Source organism: Microcoleus sp. PH2017_05_CCC_O_A, assembly GCF_020738785.1.
Classification (GTDB): Bacteria; Cyanobacteriota; Cyanobacteriia; order Cyanobacteriales; family Microcoleaceae; genus Microcoleus.
Window position 1 is genome coordinate 40,711 of sequence record NZ_JAEQCB010000072.1, and the last position, 17,023, is coordinate 57,733.

At 44.1% G+C, this 17,023-nt stretch carries 15 protein-coding genes; 8 read left to right on the forward strand and 7 right to left on the reverse strand.

What is annotated here, in order from left to right; translation table 11 throughout:
* The first annotated feature begins 93 nt into the window (after nt 1-93).
* From ebsA to JGK20_RS17670, 7 genes are all read left to right on the forward strand, one after another.
* Complete coding sequence (gene ebsA / locus JGK20_RS17640) at nt 94-468, forward strand: type IV pilus biogenesis protein EbsA (protein WP_293184323.1); 375 nt, start codon at nt 94-96, stop codon at nt 466-468.
* Nucleotides 469-1,684: 1,216 nt separating this feature from the next.
* Nucleotides 1,685-2,782: a phosphotransacetylase family protein gene (locus JGK20_RS17645; RefSeq protein ID WP_293184320.1), complete on the forward strand. Its 1,098-nt coding sequence runs from the start codon at nt 1,685-1,687 to the stop codon at nt 2,780-2,782.
* A gap of 314 nt (nt 2,783-3,096) precedes the next feature.
* Entirely contained in the window at nt 3,097-3,600 is a 504-nt protein-coding gene (locus JGK20_RS17650) for a DNA recombination-mediator protein A (RefSeq protein ID WP_293131869.1), read from the forward strand.
* A gap of 15 nt (nt 3,601-3,615) precedes the next feature.
* Nucleotides 3,616-4,032 carry an MAPEG family protein gene (locus JGK20_RS17655; RefSeq protein WP_293184317.1) on the forward strand — a complete coding sequence of 139 codons (417 nt, stop codon included), beginning with the start codon at nt 3,616-3,618 and terminating at the stop codon, nt 4,030-4,032.
* A gap of 222 nt (nt 4,033-4,254) precedes the next feature.
* Nucleotides 4,255-4,746: a YajQ family cyclic di-GMP-binding protein gene (locus tag JGK20_RS17660; protein WP_293184314.1), complete on the forward strand. Its 492-nt coding sequence runs from the start codon at nt 4,255-4,257 to the stop codon at nt 4,744-4,746.
* A 4-nt stretch (nt 4,747-4,750) separates the two neighbouring features.
* Nucleotides 4,751-5,731, forward strand: coding sequence for an SGNH/GDSL hydrolase family protein (locus tag JGK20_RS17665; RefSeq protein WP_293231573.1), 981 nt, complete (start codon nt 4,751-4,753; stop codon nt 5,729-5,731).
* A gap of 17 nt (nt 5,732-5,748) precedes the next feature.
* Nucleotides 5,749-5,913, forward strand: coding sequence for a hypothetical protein (locus JGK20_RS17670; RefSeq protein WP_293223584.1), 165 nt, complete (start codon nt 5,749-5,751; stop codon nt 5,911-5,913).
* Between the two features lie 70 nt (nt 5,914-5,983).
* Here JGK20_RS17670 and JGK20_RS17675 read toward each other — a convergent pair whose 3' ends face one another.
* Complete coding sequence (locus JGK20_RS17675; RefSeq protein ID WP_293223587.1) at nt 5,984-7,651, reverse strand: mucoidy inhibitor MuiA family protein; 1,668 nt, start codon at nt 7,649-7,651, stop codon at nt 5,984-5,986.
* A gap of 425 nt (nt 7,652-8,076) precedes the next feature.
* On the reverse strand, nt 8,077-9,513 hold the full coding sequence (locus tag JGK20_RS17680; RefSeq protein ID WP_293184306.1) for an alpha/beta hydrolase: 1,437 nt from the start codon (nt 9,511-9,513) through the stop codon (nt 8,077-8,079).
* 294 nt (nt 9,514-9,807) lie between these two features.
* Here JGK20_RS17680 and JGK20_RS17685 point away from each other — a divergent pair, with 294 nt between their 5' ends.
* A complete protein-coding gene (locus JGK20_RS17685) occupies nt 9,808-9,990 on the forward strand; it encodes a hypothetical protein (protein WP_293196139.1) in 183 nt (60 codons plus the stop codon).
* A 204-nt stretch (nt 9,991-10,194) separates the two neighbouring features.
* On the opposite strand, the gene JGK20_RS17690 is transcribed toward JGK20_RS17685, so the two are convergent.
* The 5 genes from JGK20_RS17690 to JGK20_RS17710 all read right to left on the reverse strand — a co-directional run.
* Nucleotides 10,195-11,085 carry a methylenetetrahydrofolate reductase gene (locus JGK20_RS17690; RefSeq protein ID WP_293184303.1) on the reverse strand — a complete coding sequence of 297 codons (891 nt, stop codon included), beginning with the start codon at nt 11,083-11,085 and terminating at the stop codon, nt 10,195-10,197.
* Between the two features lie 186 nt (nt 11,086-11,271).
* The gene (trpS, locus tag JGK20_RS17695) at nt 11,272-12,282 is read right to left on the reverse strand and encodes a tryptophan--tRNA ligase (RefSeq protein WP_293213251.1); all 1,011 of its coding nucleotides are present in this window, start codon (nt 12,280-12,282) and stop codon (nt 11,272-11,274) included.
* A 248-nt stretch (nt 12,283-12,530) separates the two neighbouring features.
* Nucleotides 12,531-13,931 carry a hypothetical protein gene (locus JGK20_RS17700; RefSeq protein ID WP_293231575.1) on the reverse strand — a complete coding sequence of 467 codons (1,401 nt, stop codon included), beginning with the start codon at nt 13,929-13,931 and terminating at the stop codon, nt 12,531-12,533.
* Between the two features lie 16 nt (nt 13,932-13,947).
* Complete coding sequence (locus tag JGK20_RS17705) at nt 13,948-14,265, reverse strand: hypothetical protein (RefSeq protein WP_293231577.1); 318 nt, start codon at nt 14,263-14,265, stop codon at nt 13,948-13,950.
* 227 nt (nt 14,266-14,492) lie between these two features.
* Nucleotides 14,493-17,023, reverse strand: a 2,531-nt coding sequence (locus JGK20_RS17710; RefSeq protein WP_293231579.1) for a CHAT domain-containing protein, incomplete at its 5' end; no start/stop codon positions are given.

Genomic DNA, 17,023 nt, shown 5'->3' on the forward strand with positions numbered 1-17,023 from the left:
AAATCCAAAATAGACTGAGTTTTGCTTGCGATCGACCAGGAATATCTGCTAGTTTTTGCAGATGATCTCAACCCACTGTCAGGATGCGGAAATATGTCTCTTCCTCAACTGAAACCAGCCGACGACAAAGAAGTGAAAGTCTACGCGCCTTTCTATCAAGAGCCCAGGCGCAAGTTCTTGCCCCACGCTATTGGCCTCTACAAGCTCAAAAGCTTGGAGGGGGCAAGAAAAATTGACGGCGGCGAAGATATACCCTTTGTCGCTAGTTGGAATATCTCGTCGCTGCCGATGGATTTGACCCGCTGTCGGGTGTTGTTTGACGGTAATGCTGAACTCAGCTACGAAGTGACTATGCAAAGTTCTGAGTTTGTCAGTTGTTTAATTGAGGTACTCCTAACTTTTCAGCGGACTCGTACCGTCGATTTTTCTAAAACGTTTTACCGCAAGCTGATGCGTATGGATGACTAATTTTCACCGCACCCGCGCTCCCAAAAGTTTGTAATTGATTGCGGCCCTAAAATGCGCGCTAATAATGTAATGCCATCGGGACGGCGAGATTATATTATTGGTGCGCTATTTCTATTTTGAGGAGTTACGCGCTTGCGACAAGAGTGAAACTCGGTTTCTACGAGATTTTGTGTTTAGGATCGCGAATTAAATAACTTACAATTTTAATTGTTATGGTGGGATGGGCGGGACGCCCATCCCACTTTCAAGAGTGGAAGTTATTTAATTTTCATTCCTTAGTAACGAGAAATCTACGAATAAACCGAGTTTCTCGCCTCCCATGCGCAAGCCTTGTATTTCAGAAGGCGCAATACTATAGCCCAATACTGTTCACTTAAGACAGATCCCCCCTAACCCCCCTTCCCAAGGGGAGTAGGGGGTGGGACAAGAAAGCTCTTAAAGTCCCCCTTCTTAAGGGGGATTTAGGGGGATATCCGGGGCATAAAAAGTGTTAAGTGAACCGTATTGTACTATAGCCTTGCTCAACAACAGCGATCGACGCTTGAATTTTTCGTAATTGGTAACTTAGGAATGAGAATTAAATAACTTACAATTTTTATTATTCTTGTGGAATGGGCGTCCCGCCCGTCCTTTCTGAACGGGCGGGACGCCCATTCCACAAATATGTGTAAATTATTTAATTTGCGCTCCTTAGTCCTGGACGTAGGTGTTGGCAGAAACCGGGCTTTTTTACGAAAATACTAGCCCAAAAAACTCACATTTTGTGAAAAACCCAGTTTCTTGAGGTTTGTTTGTAAGCCATGTAATTAAGGATCCCGTGTACCTTACGGAAATTAAGAATCGCTATAACTGAGTTATTGCATCATTAGACAAGAGTGCAAAAATTGCTTTCCTATATTGAAAGGCCTCTGCGTCTATTATATACGTTGCATCTGCCTTGATCGATAGGTTTATTTATCACTCAAATATTTATTATAAAATATTATTTTTAAATGCTGTTGACAAATAGTTCTTAACAACCGAAAATCGAAAAAACATGAAAATAAAGATGTAAAAAAAGCTAACAAAAGGGTGGCGAACAAATGAATAAAAGTTCCCCTCAAAAAAACGCTCTGCACAAAAGTGACAAAATCGAGTATAATCATATTGCGAAATTGACTCGCAGTGCGAAAATACTGTTGAATAAACTAAATTTATTTAAATAGACAGGTGCAAATTGAGGAGAGAAGGCGTACCCAAATTGACTAAATATTTGCTGATCGGTTCGACAAAAGCTTACAGCGGCAAGTCCGCGATCGCCCTGGGGATGGCGCTGGCACTCCGGGAACAAGGAATGGCAATCGCCTACGGCAAACCGCTGGGAACCTGTTTCAGCTCGGAGGGAGCTGGAGTGGCGGAGGAAGATGTGCGGTTCGCGGTAGAGACGCTTAAACTCTCAGAAAGTCAGATGCCGTCAACACTGCTGTATTTGGACGAAGAGACGGTTCACAAGCGTTTGCGCCAAGAAGACAAGACAGATTACCGCCAGTCTCTGGCGCAATATTTGCAAAATCCCAGCGGAGACTTGGTGCTGTTAGAAGGCCCTGCTAATTTGGAGGAAGGCAGTCTGTTTGACTTGTCTTTGTCTCAAATCGCTGATGCCATTGATGCCTCTGTGCTGCTGGTAGTGCGCCCGATCGATCTTTATATAGACGATTTGCTGTCAGCGAAGCGGCGCTTGGGCTCGCGCTTGATAGGCGTCGTGCTCAACGATGTTCCCTCCGACAAACTTGAATCCGTAACTGCGACTGTGCGCCCTTTTCTGGAAGCTAGCGGTATTCCAGTTTTGGGAATGCTGCCGAGAAGCGCTTTGCTGCGGAGTGTCAGCGTCAAAGAATTAGTCCACCAATTGAAAGCTGATGTTCTCTGCCGTCGAGACCGCTTGGATTTGATGGTGGAAACCTTGACAATTGGTGCGATGAATGTTAGCTCAGCTATGAAGTATTTCCGCAAAGCCAGAAATATGGCGGTAGTCACCGGGGGCGATCGCACGGACATTCAGCTCGCGGCTCTGGAAAGCTCGACTCAGTGCTTAATTCTCACAGGCCACTTGCCTCCTTCTCCCTTGGTAATCGGCAGAGCAGAAGAAATGGAAATTCCAGTTTTATCTGTTGATTTGGATACCTTAACCACGGTGGAAATTATCGACAGCACCTTTGGCAGCGTGCGCCTGCACGAACGCATCAAGGTGGAATGCGTTACTCAGCTAATGGCAGAACACTTTGACCTTAAGGCCATGATGGCATCATTGGGTTTGGGCGATCGAGTTCATTAACAAGGCCACCGGATCTGAAGGTATTCGGCAGCGGGAACTGGGCGAACAACATATTCGGCAGAGGCAAGAAGGCAGAGAGGATTTTTGGTTTAAAAAATAAAAACTCAAAATTCTTAAATCCTCAATTTTTATTGAATCGTACCTTCTGCTCTGGCTGCCGAATGCTTTTAGACATTCTGCCTTCTGGGTTCCTCAAATCTCCCGCTCCTCTAGTCAGATACCGTTAATCAGCAATTCTTAACTTCTTTTTGGTGGCAATTGCTAGTTAGTCTGCTAGAATCCACAACGTAGTTTTATTTAATTTAATAAATTCTTTGAGTCAATCAATTGAGCTACCCAGAGTTGATGATTTTTTACAAGAACTTGCGGCGATCCAGCAAACAAGCTCCAAGCGGGTTGCTCTTTTGGGTTCTCGCCACGTTCCTATTACCCACCAGCAGCTAATTGAGATGCTGAGCTACGCCTTAGTTCTGGGAGGCAACCAGCTCATCACATCCGGGGCTACAGGCACCAATTCAGCCGCAATTCGGGGGGCAATGCGAGCAGATCCTAATCTGCTGACGGTGATTTTGCCGCAAAGCATGAGCCGCCAGCCTCGGGAGTCCCGCGAGCAGCTCGAACAAGTCATACATTTGGTAGAAAATCCCAAAAATGACAGCTTGTCTCTCCCGGAAGCCAGCGCCATGTGCAATCAGGAGATTATTTCTCGCTGTCAGCAACTGATCTGTTTTGCTTTTCACGAAAGCCACACTTTGCTGAAAACTTGCCAGGATGCGGAGGAACAGCGCAAAGTTGTTACTCTGTTCTATTTTGATTGAAATGCGAGGTGGATAATGCTGTTGGGATTGCCTGTGTCGGTTATTCTGCTTGATTCTGTTGCTGCTGCTGCTGCGCTGGTTTACGCACCGTTTTTGGTGGTTGCCCTTGCTCGGTTGCAGCTAGGCTATGACCAAGCAGCACCTCGCGCTATGTTTGATAGGTTGCCCGGTTACGCTCAGCGGGCAACTTGGGCTCACCAAAATTCGTTTGAGACGTTTATGCTGTTTTCAGCGGCGGCTTTGATGGCTTTTGTGACAGGAATAGATTCGGAGGCGGCGGGCTGGGCTGGAATCGCTTTTCCTGTAGCCCGATTGTTGTTTTCGGTTTTCTATATTCTGAATGTGCCTCTGGGGCGATCGCTCATGTTTGCGATTAGTTCTACTTGCACTTTCTCTTTATTCTATTTCAGTTTGATGGCTGTTAATGGGTAATTGTCAGTTGTCAGTTGTTAGTTGTTAGTTGTTAGTTGTTAGTTGTTAGTTGTTAGTTGTCATTAGTTGAGAGACGCTTAATTAATGACTAATTACCAACTACGAACTACTAACTACCAACCACCCATTCCCCATTCCCCATTCCCCATTCCCCATTCCCCAATGCCCTGCGCGGGCCAATGACCTGCGCGGGCCAATTACCAATTTACCAATTACTAATTTATGGCTGCTAATTATTCATTTGATATTGTCAGCGAGTTCGACAGGCAAGAATTAGTTAACGCCGTTGACCAAACAGTGCGGGAAATTCAAAGCCGCTACGACTTGAAAGATACCAAAACCACCGTGGAATTGGGCGCAGAATCGATTACTGTCAATACGGACAGCGAATTTACTCTCGATGCCATTCACACTGTTTTGCAAACAAAAGCCGCTAAGCGGAATTTATCTCTGAAAATTTTTGATTACGGCAAAATTGAAGCTGCTAGTGGTACTAGAGTACGCCAAGAAATCAAACTCAAAAAAGGGATTGATCAGGAAATTGCCAAAAAAATCACTAAATTAATTCGAGATGAATTTAAAAAAATTCAAGGCTCGATTCAAGGTGATGCAGTCCGCGTTTCTGCCAAGGATAAGGATGATTTGCAGTTGGTAATTCAACGCTTGAAGCAAGAAGATTATCCGATGGCTTTGCAGTTTACCAATTACAGGTAGGTTTGTGAAAGCTAGGTATTGGATGCCCGGTTGTGCGATCGCATCTTTGAGCGCGATAGAACTTGCGTTGCGCTTGCTGGGATTCGGAAATCCTGCTTTGCTGCAAGCTGATGCTGAGGTTGGGTATATATTTGCACCAAATCAACTTGTATATCGTTTTGGCAATAGACTTCAGTACAATCAATTTTCTCAACGGTCTGAACAAATCGATTCAGCCAAGCCTGAAGGTACTATCAGAATTTTGATGACAGGAGACTCGGTTCTCAATGGCAATAATAGCACGGATCAGGCAGAAACTATTACAGAATTGTTGGCAGCGCGTTTGTTGGGCATCAAAAAGCAGGTTCAGGTGCTAAATGCTTCTGCGGGATCTTGGGGAATTGGCAATCAATTGGGATATATTCGGAAGTTTGGCACTTTTGAAAGCGATGCTGTGATTTTGCAAATTGGTACTCACGATTTGCTACAACCTTCAAGTACCAGCGCGGGACTCAAAAATAACCCCCTGATGCCGAATCGCCAACCGTTATTGGCAATTCAAGAAGTGTTTGACAGATACGTTATGCCCCGATTTTCCAGTGTTTTTGTGCCGAATTCCCCTGTGGGGGGTGTGCCGGTGCCGGAAACGCAACGGTTTAGGGAAAATATGCAGCGATTTGAGCAAATAGTGGCTTTGGTGCGAGAGTCGAATATTCCGTTGTTTGTGTTGTATACTTGCGATCGCTCCGATTTACTGCCGGTACCGAATCAGCCGAGGTTTAAATCCCAGTTTGTCGATCGGCTAAAAGCTTTGAAAATTCCACTCATAGACACTCACGCAGCCTGGTCAAAATTGCCGAAAACCACGGTAGAAAGTTATTTTCGGGATGGCGTACACCCCACAGCCCCAGCTTATGAATCAATCGCAGATTTATTGTTTCAGCAGTTGTGTACTGAGAAAAAATTAGCTGCTTGCTCATTAACCAATACCAATTCTGAAAAATAGTGCTACAGCAATCCTAAATGATTCACAAAATTTGTAGGGGTAGTGCCGAGAAAGCCTACCCCATATCTATCGGGCGATCGGGCGTGGGATTGCCCTTACAAGACTATGGAAGAGTGTTGCATCATTTTTTTAAATTAGTATTAATCTCAGCCGTTTCCGTACAAATGCTCGCTTTTAACTGATATTTAGCAATATTTTGCATAATTGATATAAGCTGTAGCTGGCGCTACAGCTTGAGAGTGTAAATCCTAATTAAATATCTAAACCGATGACTGTTAACTCGGGAGGATGTTCGACCACAAACTGGTAATATAACTCTTGCTTGGCTTGCGGTGGCATAGAGATTATCCATTCCAAGAGTCCCATTTCACCTGCTACTATCTTCGGATTAGTCTGAGTCAACCGCACTTTTATTTGCTCCTTTCGAGTGACTGGAAGTTGCTCTTTTAGTGTCAACTTAGCAGGCACTTGGTGCAAGTTGGTCAAAATTAACCGATAGGCGTAAGTCGTGCGCCGCTGATTGCCGATCAGTTTTTTATCGACTTGTCTTTCCACTAATTCTCGCTCTATTTTTAAGCCTTCATCTATTCCTAAATTAAGCTTAAATTCTTCGCCAGGGGAAACATTTTCTAACTGCACATTACCGACAAAAGTATTGTCGCGAAAGATATTGGCTTTACCGGGCAGCAGAGTTGCACCTGTCGTCGGATTGGTGACAATTGCTTGCAAATAAGCGAAACTGACTAAATGAGGAATGGCGATGTATTCAGGTTTAGAGGGATAATTATCGCTGAAAATAGTGACTTTGTGCGGTGTGCCGTCGCTGGGAATATTGGTATTTCCTCCGACTTGAAATGAAACGGTGCTGCCTTCTTTAGATACTCTTGCTGTCGCCGTTTGAGCTGCTATAGGTTCTGGTGCGGGAGCAGCACTTCGCATAGCCATCATTGCAAATTGTGGCTCGTTTTCCATCTCTAATTCTATACAATAATCTGTTCCCATTTCTGCATCTTCAGTCTGTACGCGTCGTGCTTTCATAAATTCTGCGGTTGGAGCAGGTTTTGGGCGAACAATATCGATAAACCAGGGTTGAAGTTTTGGTGGCAAAGTTCCCATTCCGGGTTTTGCTGTGGATAAAGTCAGCGCTACTCCCGTCCAATCTTCGCCTGTGTTTTGGTTGACTTCGGCTAGGTAATTGAGATTGATTTGGTTGTTGGTAGTATTGACTCGCAAGTCGTACAGGGGAGTCCAACGGGCTCGCGTTACTACATAGGAAACTTCTAGTTCAAAATTGCCGCTGCCGCTGGGTTCGATCGCCACAATGATGTTAAAACTTTGCTGGGAATAGGGAGTTTGTACTTGGCGCAACTGCTGGCGCAATGCTTCTATTTGCTTGTCTAAGTCTCGCTGCTGTCTTTCGTGTTGGGCGATCGCACTTATGTACTTTTTATAATTACTGCCTAAAAAATTGAGCAATTCGCCGGCTTCGTTCAAACCGATCTGCTGCTTGGAAATGCTGCTAGCAAAGGAACTGACGCTTTTTTCGCTCAAATTTTCAACAAAGTTGAGTTGAATTTTTCGGGAGGCGATTTGGTCTTTTATGGCGCGTTTTTGGGTTTCTAACTCTTGGATTTGTGCGGTTAATTCGGCGATGCGATCGCCCGTAGGTTCGCTGTGAAAGAGAGTTTCGGTGTGCACTCCCAGCAATCGCACGGCGACTGTACCTGCACCGGTAGCCCTGACTGACTCGGTTTCGAGGGTTGTGGGGAGAGAGGCTACAGTTAATTCGCACTCGTTTCCCGTCAGGGCTACTGTGCCACGGCGGGTTATCAAAGCGCGATCGGTGTACACAGTAACTTCTGAAATTTGCGATTCTACTATTTTGATATTATCGCGATCGAGCAAATTTGAATCAGTCATTGCTACTAATGCCTTTACGAAACTCTTTTAATGGTTCCAATGGCAGCGCCAACAAAATGTAGCGCTTCCATAAAGATAAGTCTAACTCAGGCAGCAATTCGCTGCTAGCAATTCCCTCATCAGTAGAAACGCCCCAATAAATAGAAATATGTAACGAAAAGTAAACTTAACTAAAACCCTTTTCCGTTCTCCCTTCGGCCATCTGCCTTGTTTCCACGATAAATTTTCCTGTCTACTTACCTATAGCCTTTCTCAAAAAGGTGAGGTATGACTGACAGGTTATATAACGACTGAAACGTATAGGGCTCTCTTCCCAACAACGTACCTCATATTTTTGAGAATCGCTATATACCAATAGCAGTCCCGCTATATTTTTGGTAAGAACCAGATTAAAGTTAGAGCATCGCTTTCTTGCTCTACAAACCTTACTTTGGCTTCTCTACAAAAGTTAAAATAGAATTTTCTTTCGCTCTGTTTATTGGCATTGGTTCGCGATTCAGACGAATCTCAATAAGAGTAGTTGTAAAAGGACAGAAAAATTTAACTTTTGCATTTAGAAGATGATCTAAGTTCAATTCTGCATCCCATCTTCCATCTGACTGTTGTGGCTCGCCCTCTAGAGTAATTTTTCCACTTCCACAACCGTAATACGCCACAAGGCTAGTTCCAGATGAAACAATCAACTTCATACATAATTCAGAAAGGCTTTCCGGCTTCAGTTTACTTAAATTGACATGAAAACATCGCAAACTTTTGTCCTTAGTGTAGGTATGAACATCTAAATATGACTTGTCATCTAACCAAAATTCTTTGCCCTCTTTATCCTTCATCAAAAACTGAACATTCCAATCTGTAACTGGATCGAGACGCTCATCTACAACACGAATAATAAACTGTTGCCATTCTTCCCATTGCTCTCCTTTTGTATTTTTCATGCTCTCCATATGAGCTTGAGCCTTAGCTGTCCAGCTACCAAAACTGTCTTTATCAGAAACATCTAAAGCTTGTAGAACCAACTCAATAAAGTCTGGATTTTTTCTAGGATTATGCACAATTGTATTGTGATTGTGACCATCAATTAGCACCAGTGGAATATCAATCTGGTGTTCTGGATGTTCGTCTGGTTTGCCTCGTTCTTCTACAGGCTTGTCTTTATTTTGAGATGGATCTTGCGTCAAATCAAGAATTAATTTGCGGCTGTTAAGAGCGCAACCTGCCCATCTCACAGTACCATCAGATCCAGCAGTATTAGCTAATCCCCTCAATCCGTCATATCCCTGATTGCCACAGAAAATAAACACATAAGGCGTCTTGTTATCTTCGCCATAGTAGGGCTCATTTTTGGGTTTATTTTGGGCAGAGCCAATTAAGTCAAGATGAGCAAGATCCCAAGTGAAACGACTACCTAATTCAAGATTATCCAAAATCAGATTTCCAGCTTCGAGAAAATCAGGCCCAAGTATTTTATGTCCGGTTATAACCGAACCCAACCAACTTCTTCCTTTATGGGCTAAAGGAGAGCCAAAAGTTGCTGGTGCTAATCCAATCAAGTGTTTGAGGCGACTCCGACGATTGACATTAGCAGCATAGGCGTAAGTAGTTAACCAAGCGCGAATAACTAGCATTCCAGTTGAATGAACAATGGCATCAAATTCATCATCTTCAATATAGGAGCGAAGCACTCGGTCAAATGCTTCAGCAATATCTTTGATGGTTATCTCATTAGTAAGAGATTTATAGCTAGCTGTATGGAGGACTATAATCTCTCTGTTTTTGTAGTGAGTTTCAAGAATTTTTTCCCACTCACTAAAAGCCGTTGAATTAGCTGAGTAACCGTGTATGAGAACTATGGGGCGCGGCATAACTTAAGTCCTTAATTTGAACGTAGTTTCGACGATTATATATTAGTAGGTGAGCAACTAAGCCTTTTGGGTTAATTGTTTAATCATTCATTGTCTTTTGTACTTTTTTACAAGTTACTATTCAGAGATTTCCTAAATCAATTTGTGATTTTTTCCATAAAGAAGCTTTTTTTTTGATTGATGTACCAAATAAACAAAGCCTGAATATCTCAATCCCTTTGTTTCCAAGCATCTACAACTGTTGTAGCGATCGCACCGAGCGATCGCCCAGTCGCATTTTCGAGTGACACTCATTTGAGTGACACTCATTTGAGTGGCACTCCTAGAATTTCAGTGCTGCAAACGGGATTCTGTGAGTTGAGAGTGAGAAATGCGATCGGCTTTGTTGCAAGTAAATGGCTGGTACTACGGGTTTATTATTGTGGTGCGACTTCTGGCGGAGGGCTGCATCTGGTTTTTAAAGAGGGCGAACCGTGACCGGATATAAGTTATTAGTTATAATCTCATATTGACGGAGGTCGTGCGGGGAGCATCTCAGTTTTGCAAGAAGCATTTTTTATCTTCCGTGCTGTCCCCGCTCGCGTGTAGAAGCACGCGGGGACAGCGCTGTAAATGCAAAACTGAGATGCTCCCGAACCATGACTGTCCTGTGGATTTTAAAATGCTAGCAGTAACTCAATTTTAGCTCAGCGGCTCGATACCAGCCAAATCCAATATTTGCGGAATCAAATCTTCTCGCTTGACGGCCATCATGTGCACTCCTTGACACAATTGCCGCGCTAGTTTGACTTGTTCGGCTGCAATTCTTATGCCTTCCTGCAAGGGTTGTGGGGAGTTTGCCAAACGGTCGATCGTCTCTTGCGGTATGTGAACTCCCGGTACGTATTTTTTTATAAATTCAGCATTTTTAGCTGATTTAAACAAAAAGATTCCTGCTAAAATTGGTTTGTTGCAGCCAGCAGCAATTTGCTGCATAAACTTATCTAAAACGTCAAAATCTGTAATTAATTGGCTCTGAAAAAACTGGGCTCCAGCTTCGACTTTTTTCTCAAATCGGCTTTGTAAACCCGACCAACTGGGGCATTGCGGATCGACAGCGGCACCGACAAATAAATCGGTAACTCCGTCTGTTAAAGCTTTGTCATTCCAGTCAAGGCCGCCGTTCATTTTTTGAATGACTTGTAGCAGCCGCACTGATTCTAAATCGAATACACTTTTGGCCTTTGGATGGTCGCCTGCTTTGACTGGATCGCCGGTGAGTGCCAAGATATTATGGATGCCTAAGGCGTGCGCTCCCATGAGATCGGCTTGCAGGCCTATTTGATTGCGATCGCGACAAGCAACTTGACAAATCGGCTCAATTCCCCGCTGCAATAGAATTGCGGAAACGGCTAGGGGACACATTCGCAGAACTGCGCGGCTTCCGTCTGTGATGTTAATGGCGTGCACTCTGTTTTTCAGAAGTTCAGCCATTGCCAAGGTGTGCGCCATATCGCCACCTTTGGGCGGGGCAACTTCGGCGGTAATTATGAATTCTCCGGGAGTTGTACAGGCTGTGCGAAAACGGTTCATAGTTAGTTGACAGTTGACAGTTGACAGTTGACAGTTGGCAGTTGACAGTTGTTAGTTGTTATTTGTTAGTTGTTATTTGTTATTTGTTATTTGTTATTTGTTGTTTTTGAAGTTTTGCAATAACCAATAACCAGTAACCAATAACTAATAACCCATAACCAATAACCAATAACTAATAACTACTGACTAATTAGGTAGAGAATAACCAAAAGCAGTTTTAACCTTATTCAAAGTTTGGTTGGCAATAGTTTCTGCTTGTTCTCTTCCTTGACGGAGTACAGATTCTAAATATCCCGGTTCGTCCATTATTTCTTTGTATTTATCCTGAATAGGTTTGAGGGCATTAATTGTCGTCTCTGTCAACAATGGTTTGAAATCTCCCCAACCCATATTTTCACATTCCGCTGCTACTTCTTCCTTCGATTTGCCGGAAAGCAGGAGATAAAGTGTTAGCAAATTTCTCGCTTCTGGGCGATCGCGATCGTCGAAAGTTAAGCCCCGCACGGCATCGGTTTTGCAGCGCTTGATTTTTTTGCTAATTGTATCTGGCGAATCCAACAAATTAATTCTACTTTGTTCTGAAGGGTCAGATTTTGACATTTTACGCGTACCATCTGTCAAACTCATTACCCTCGCGCCCTCAGTCCGAATTAACGGTTCGGGCAGTTTCAAAATGGGTTTTTCTGGTGTACCGAATTGGTGGTTTAATCTGATGACAATATCGCGGGTGAGTTCCAAATGCTGTTTTTGGTCTTCTCCCACAGGCACTTTGTCGGCATCGTAAAGCAAGATGTCGGCTGCCATCAACACGGGATAATTTAGCAAGCCGGCGTTGACATTTTCGCCTTGTTTAACTGCTTTTTCTTTAAACTGAATCATATCTTCGAGCCAGTTAATCGGCGTAATGCAGTTGAGCAGCCATGCTAGTTCTGCGTGAGCCGAGACGTGGGATTGGATGAAAATAGTACAATATTCTAAATCGATGCCGCAAGCTAAATAGAGAGCGGCGAGTGTGTAACTGTCGGAGGCTAGGGTTGCTGGATTGTGCGGTGCCGTAATTGCGTGCAAATCGACTACGCACAAGTAATTTTCGTACTGGCTTTGACCTTCTACCCAGTTGCGAATGGCACCGAGATAGTTACCGAGGTGAAGATTGCCTGTTGGCTGAACTCCTGAAAGAACGCGCTGTTTGCCCATGAGGAAAGAATAGAATTGAAGTCACATTCTCTATATTGACACGTTATTTGGATCTCAGATGCTTTTTGTTGAAATTTATAAAAAATTTGGGGAAGATGACTCGGCGGTTGAAACCGCGTCTACACAAACGAAGTCCGCCTTCGCGGACTGAAGAATTAACGGGGTATTTAAGGTGGATTGTTTTTAGAAATAGGTTTAAATTCCAGTCTTAAAGAGTTCGCTGTCAACTGTCAACTATCAACGATCAACTATTTTTTCGGTTTAGTGCGCCACCAAGTGATGCCGGCTGCGAAAAGGGCGATCGCAAAACTCAAGGCAAAGGAAAATACAAAGGGATGCCACTGCATTAACACTGGGATTTGATGGTTTTGAACTGTCTGGAATACTTGGTCAGTGCCACTTGATGCTGCGATACCTCCGGCTGCTAAACCGACGCCGATCGCCTGTACTGTACTCTCTAGGCGATCGTCCCGATTTTTCTCTCCTAGTTCGCTCTTGCGGAGTTCGATTTGGTTTGTGCGATCGCTCCTGGCTTGTTCTATTTCTACTATGCCGCGAATTGAGGCGATCGCCTGTTCGATTAAGTTTGTGCCGTGGCGGAAATATCCTAAATCTCCTGCAATTTGCGATCGCATATAAGGAGCCGTTTTTCTACTGAAATTATTTAATATTGATAGTTCTTCCTTATCGATTCCTAGTATATCACAAATTTTAGACAAAATGTCAGTGTAATTGTTAAGATTTAGGTCAATTGTATTGTCATAATCTTCGAGTTTCCGCAGCAGGCGAGTATAAGTTATGCCTTTGCTGAAGAGTTGCTTTAACTGTTCCTGAAATTCCAGCAATTGGGAGGGAGTTAATACAGTTCCTCGCGCAAATTGAGCCTGCAATACCTCCATATTTTTCTCAATGATGCGGTATTCGCGATCGAGTTCGCTGTAAATCAGGCGGCTGTCTTGAAAAACTTTGATGATTTTATTGCGGTAAAATAGTAGGTCAAATATTTCTTCCTGGCAAGTGTTAAAATCCTTGTCAGTTTGTTCGTCAGCAAGCAGCCAGACAAGCAAATGGCGGTAATTTGCTATATCGGCAATTGAACCGTATTCAAAAATTGGGCTGCCGAATAATTTCCCGGAACGGTAGAATGGAGGTAGTGAATTGCCTTGGAATAAAGCATCGCGGCATTTATCGGCGAGGGGTTTGAGGGAATCTAAATTATCTGACGAGTTTTCAGGAAGCCATGCAGTGATTAGGAGAGTTTGACCTAAAAAGTTGTCATCACCATCGATAAGTAAGGTTTGATTTGGGTTGAATTTCTCGATTATATCAACACCTACATTATCAGCCGTGCCATCTTCCGGGCAACCGATGTTTAACCAGAAAGCATAGCTATCTTGAATTTGTAGCGGTTGGGCCAAACCTTCTATAGGTGGATTGCTAGTAAATTCAAGGGCGACATTTGGCAGCAAATCGTTGCGGTAGCTGTGGGAATTTTGCGGGAAAACTAGATTAGGCGTTACCGTTTCATCAGTGAAGTTTGCGAGAATATTGTCGCAGTGTTTCCACAGAGGATTATTGCTGCCCTTACTGTTTCTTTGCAGTTGGAAAGCGTATAAATAAACATTGGGGGCAGAAATTTTCTCACTCATGTTATTGGCGCAGTGGCTAGGATTTAGGAATGTGTTTTTTGAGATTTTCGAGTAATTCTGGATAGCGGTTTGATAGCCTTGGTTCTTGCTGTTCTTTTTTGGTGGGTTTTGGGCCTGGCTTTCTCTCAAATTTATTGATTTCATCTGTTATTTTAGGATAGTTTGCACACCAGTAACCAATGGCATCGGCTACTTCCTTGTTGGATGAATCCGCCATCTGGAATATCGTGTTGCTGAGATTTGCTAAAGCGTCAACCGCCCCGACTTTTTCAAATACTTCGGGTTTGGTTTCAAAGACTGCTAGGAAACCTGAAATAAATTCTTCGTCTGTCATTGTTAATTCCTCCGTTGATTGTATTGTAGTTAGCCGGGGCGGGTTTTTGGGATTTACGGTGTGGTTTCACAGATAGTCGCGAACCCGCCCCTACAGCAATTATATCTGTTTTATACAAGATTAAATTCCCAATTTCAACAATTTTGTAGGGGCGGGTTCGCCGAAATTTATGACTCTAAACCAACCAACTAATAAACCCGCCCCACCCCATGAAAAGACAGTTTATATTATTGTCCAACAGCACAGAAAGCCGCCCAGTATACGGGAGACTCATAAGGTTGATAATCCTGTTTGTAACCGCGCCTGTATTTGCCTTGAATTTTCTGTTTGTGTTCGCGACTCAGCAACTGCGACGCTTCCACCCATTCTAGCAAACTTTTAACAGTCAAACTCCGCAGCCACAACTGAGATTCGCGCAAAGCAATCGCCACAGGGGGGCGACTTTCTGAACCCAAAAGTTCATAAAATTTTATCATTAAAATCGCCGTAGATACGTCATTGACAGCCCACAAAGTGCTGAGTACACTCGTCGCCCCGGCATAGAAAAAACCGCTAGTCAATCCGATATACTCATCTGTGCTATTCCTGGCATCGGTTAACCCAGTTTCGCAGGCAGAAAGGGCTACTAAACGGCACTTACTTAACTGCAAATCAAAGATTTCTGTCAGAGTCAGGCATTCTGTGATGTCGAAGGTTTCGCCTCGGCGGGAACGAATATAACGGTTTTCGTCAGAGGGAACCCCAGGCTGGGCGGGCACGGGGGCACCGCCCCTACCAAGGGGGAGAGTTTCATTACTTAGCAAGGGGGGATTAAGGGGGGTTACTTTTGCGCCGGCTAGGATTAATGCGGATTTTTCGGGATTGAGAAAGTCGAAGAAGCCGTGACAGGAAAAGTGGGCGATGTCGGCATTTTGCAAGCTGGCAATTTGTTGTTGCAATCCTGCTTTGCTGGCGTTTTGCCGACTCAATATTTGGGCGGGATTGAAGGATTTGGCAATGGCTTCGACTTCGATGTCGGTGAAGTCTAAGTCTTCTGTGGGGTTTTGGATGGCAAAAAATTTGCTGGGTGATGAGTCTTCCACAGTCAGATTTTCCCGCTGAGATAATTGCAAAAGTTGGCAACTGGGTGTGTATCTCACGCCGCCTGGGAAAAGTTCGAGAAGACATCCAGTTTCTACGGTTTTGTCGGCTTTTTGTCGGCTGCTGGTGAGGGCGTGTAGGGGGAATAGGTGCAAGTATCGGAAGGGAACTAAGATTAATTTTTGGCAGTTTTCGGGGAGGCGAGAAATTATTTCGTCGATGTGCAGAATCTCGGCTAATTTTTCCAGGCGGCTGTCTAGTTGGTTTTTCCAGTTGTCGTATTTTTCCTCGTCTTTGATGTCGTCGAGATATTCCTGTTGTAACTCTTCTAATGCTTGCAAGTCTTCATCGGAAGATTGCCAGATATCCGGTTGAGGAGAGTCGCGGGTGATAATGAAAACTTTAAAGCCGTTGTAGGTAATGTACCATTCTAAAATTGCTTCATTTTCAGCTAACAGGCTGCGAATTTCTGCAAAACTAATCCGCTGTACTTGGCTGGGGAGGCTGCGGGCTTTGTGAAACAATTCTACGAGGTTTCGGGTTTTACTGCGTTCGATGTATTCTAGGGCGGCGGTGGAGTTTTCCATTTCTAGGCAAACTTCTACCATTGACTGATAAAGTTTATTCCATTCTTCAGCTAATTTCTGTCTGTCAGCTTCGCCGCCGATAATGATTTCACTCCGCATTAATTCGACTGTCTCGATGGCAGAGTTAAAGGTATTGTAGGCTTCTGGGAGTTGGGAATTCTCTTGGTAGGCAACTCCGAGATTATATGAGGTGTTAGCATTATCTATAGGAAATGCGTCGCGGGTGTGAATTTCCAAGGATGCCTCAAAAGCTGCGATCGCCAATTCTAGATTCTGGGCTTTTTCCCCTCTGATTCTGTCTTGGTACGCACTCGCCAAATTATTTTTACACGTTGCCCACTCAAAGGGAAATGCGTCGCGAGTCCAAACTTCCAAGGATGCCTCAAAAGCTGCGATCGCCAATTCCAGATTCTGGGCTTTTTCCCCTCTGATTCTGTATTGGTACGCACTCGCCAAATTATTTTGACACGCTGCCCATTCAAACGGAAATGCGTCGCGGGTGCAAATTTTCAATGATGCCTCAAAAGCTGCGATCGCCAATTCCAGATTCTGGGCTTTTTCCCCTCTGATTCTGTATAGGTACGCAGTCGCCAAATTATTTTGACTCCTTGCCCATTCAAACGGAAATGCGTCGCGGGTGCGAATTTTCAATGATGCCTCACAAGCTGCGATCGCCAATTCCAGATTCTCGGCTTTTTCCCCTCTGATTCTGTTTCGGTACGCAGTCGCCAAATTATTTTTACACGTTGCCCACTCAAAGGGAAATGCGTCGCGGGTGTAAACTTCCAAGGATGCCTCAAAAGCTGCGATCGCCAATTCCAGATTCTGGGCTTTTTCCCCTCTGATTCTGTCTTGGTACGCACTCGCCAAATTATTTTGACTCCTTGCCCAGTCTTCGGGAAATGCGTCGCGAGTCCAAACTTCCAAGGATGCCTCAAAAGCTGCGATCGCCAATTCCAGATTCTCGGCTTTTTTCCCTCTGATTCTGTAGCGGTACGCACTCGCCAAATTATTTTGACTCCTTGCCCATTCAAAGAGAAATGCGTCGCGGGTGTAAACTTCCAAGGATGCCTCAAAAGCTGCGATCGCCA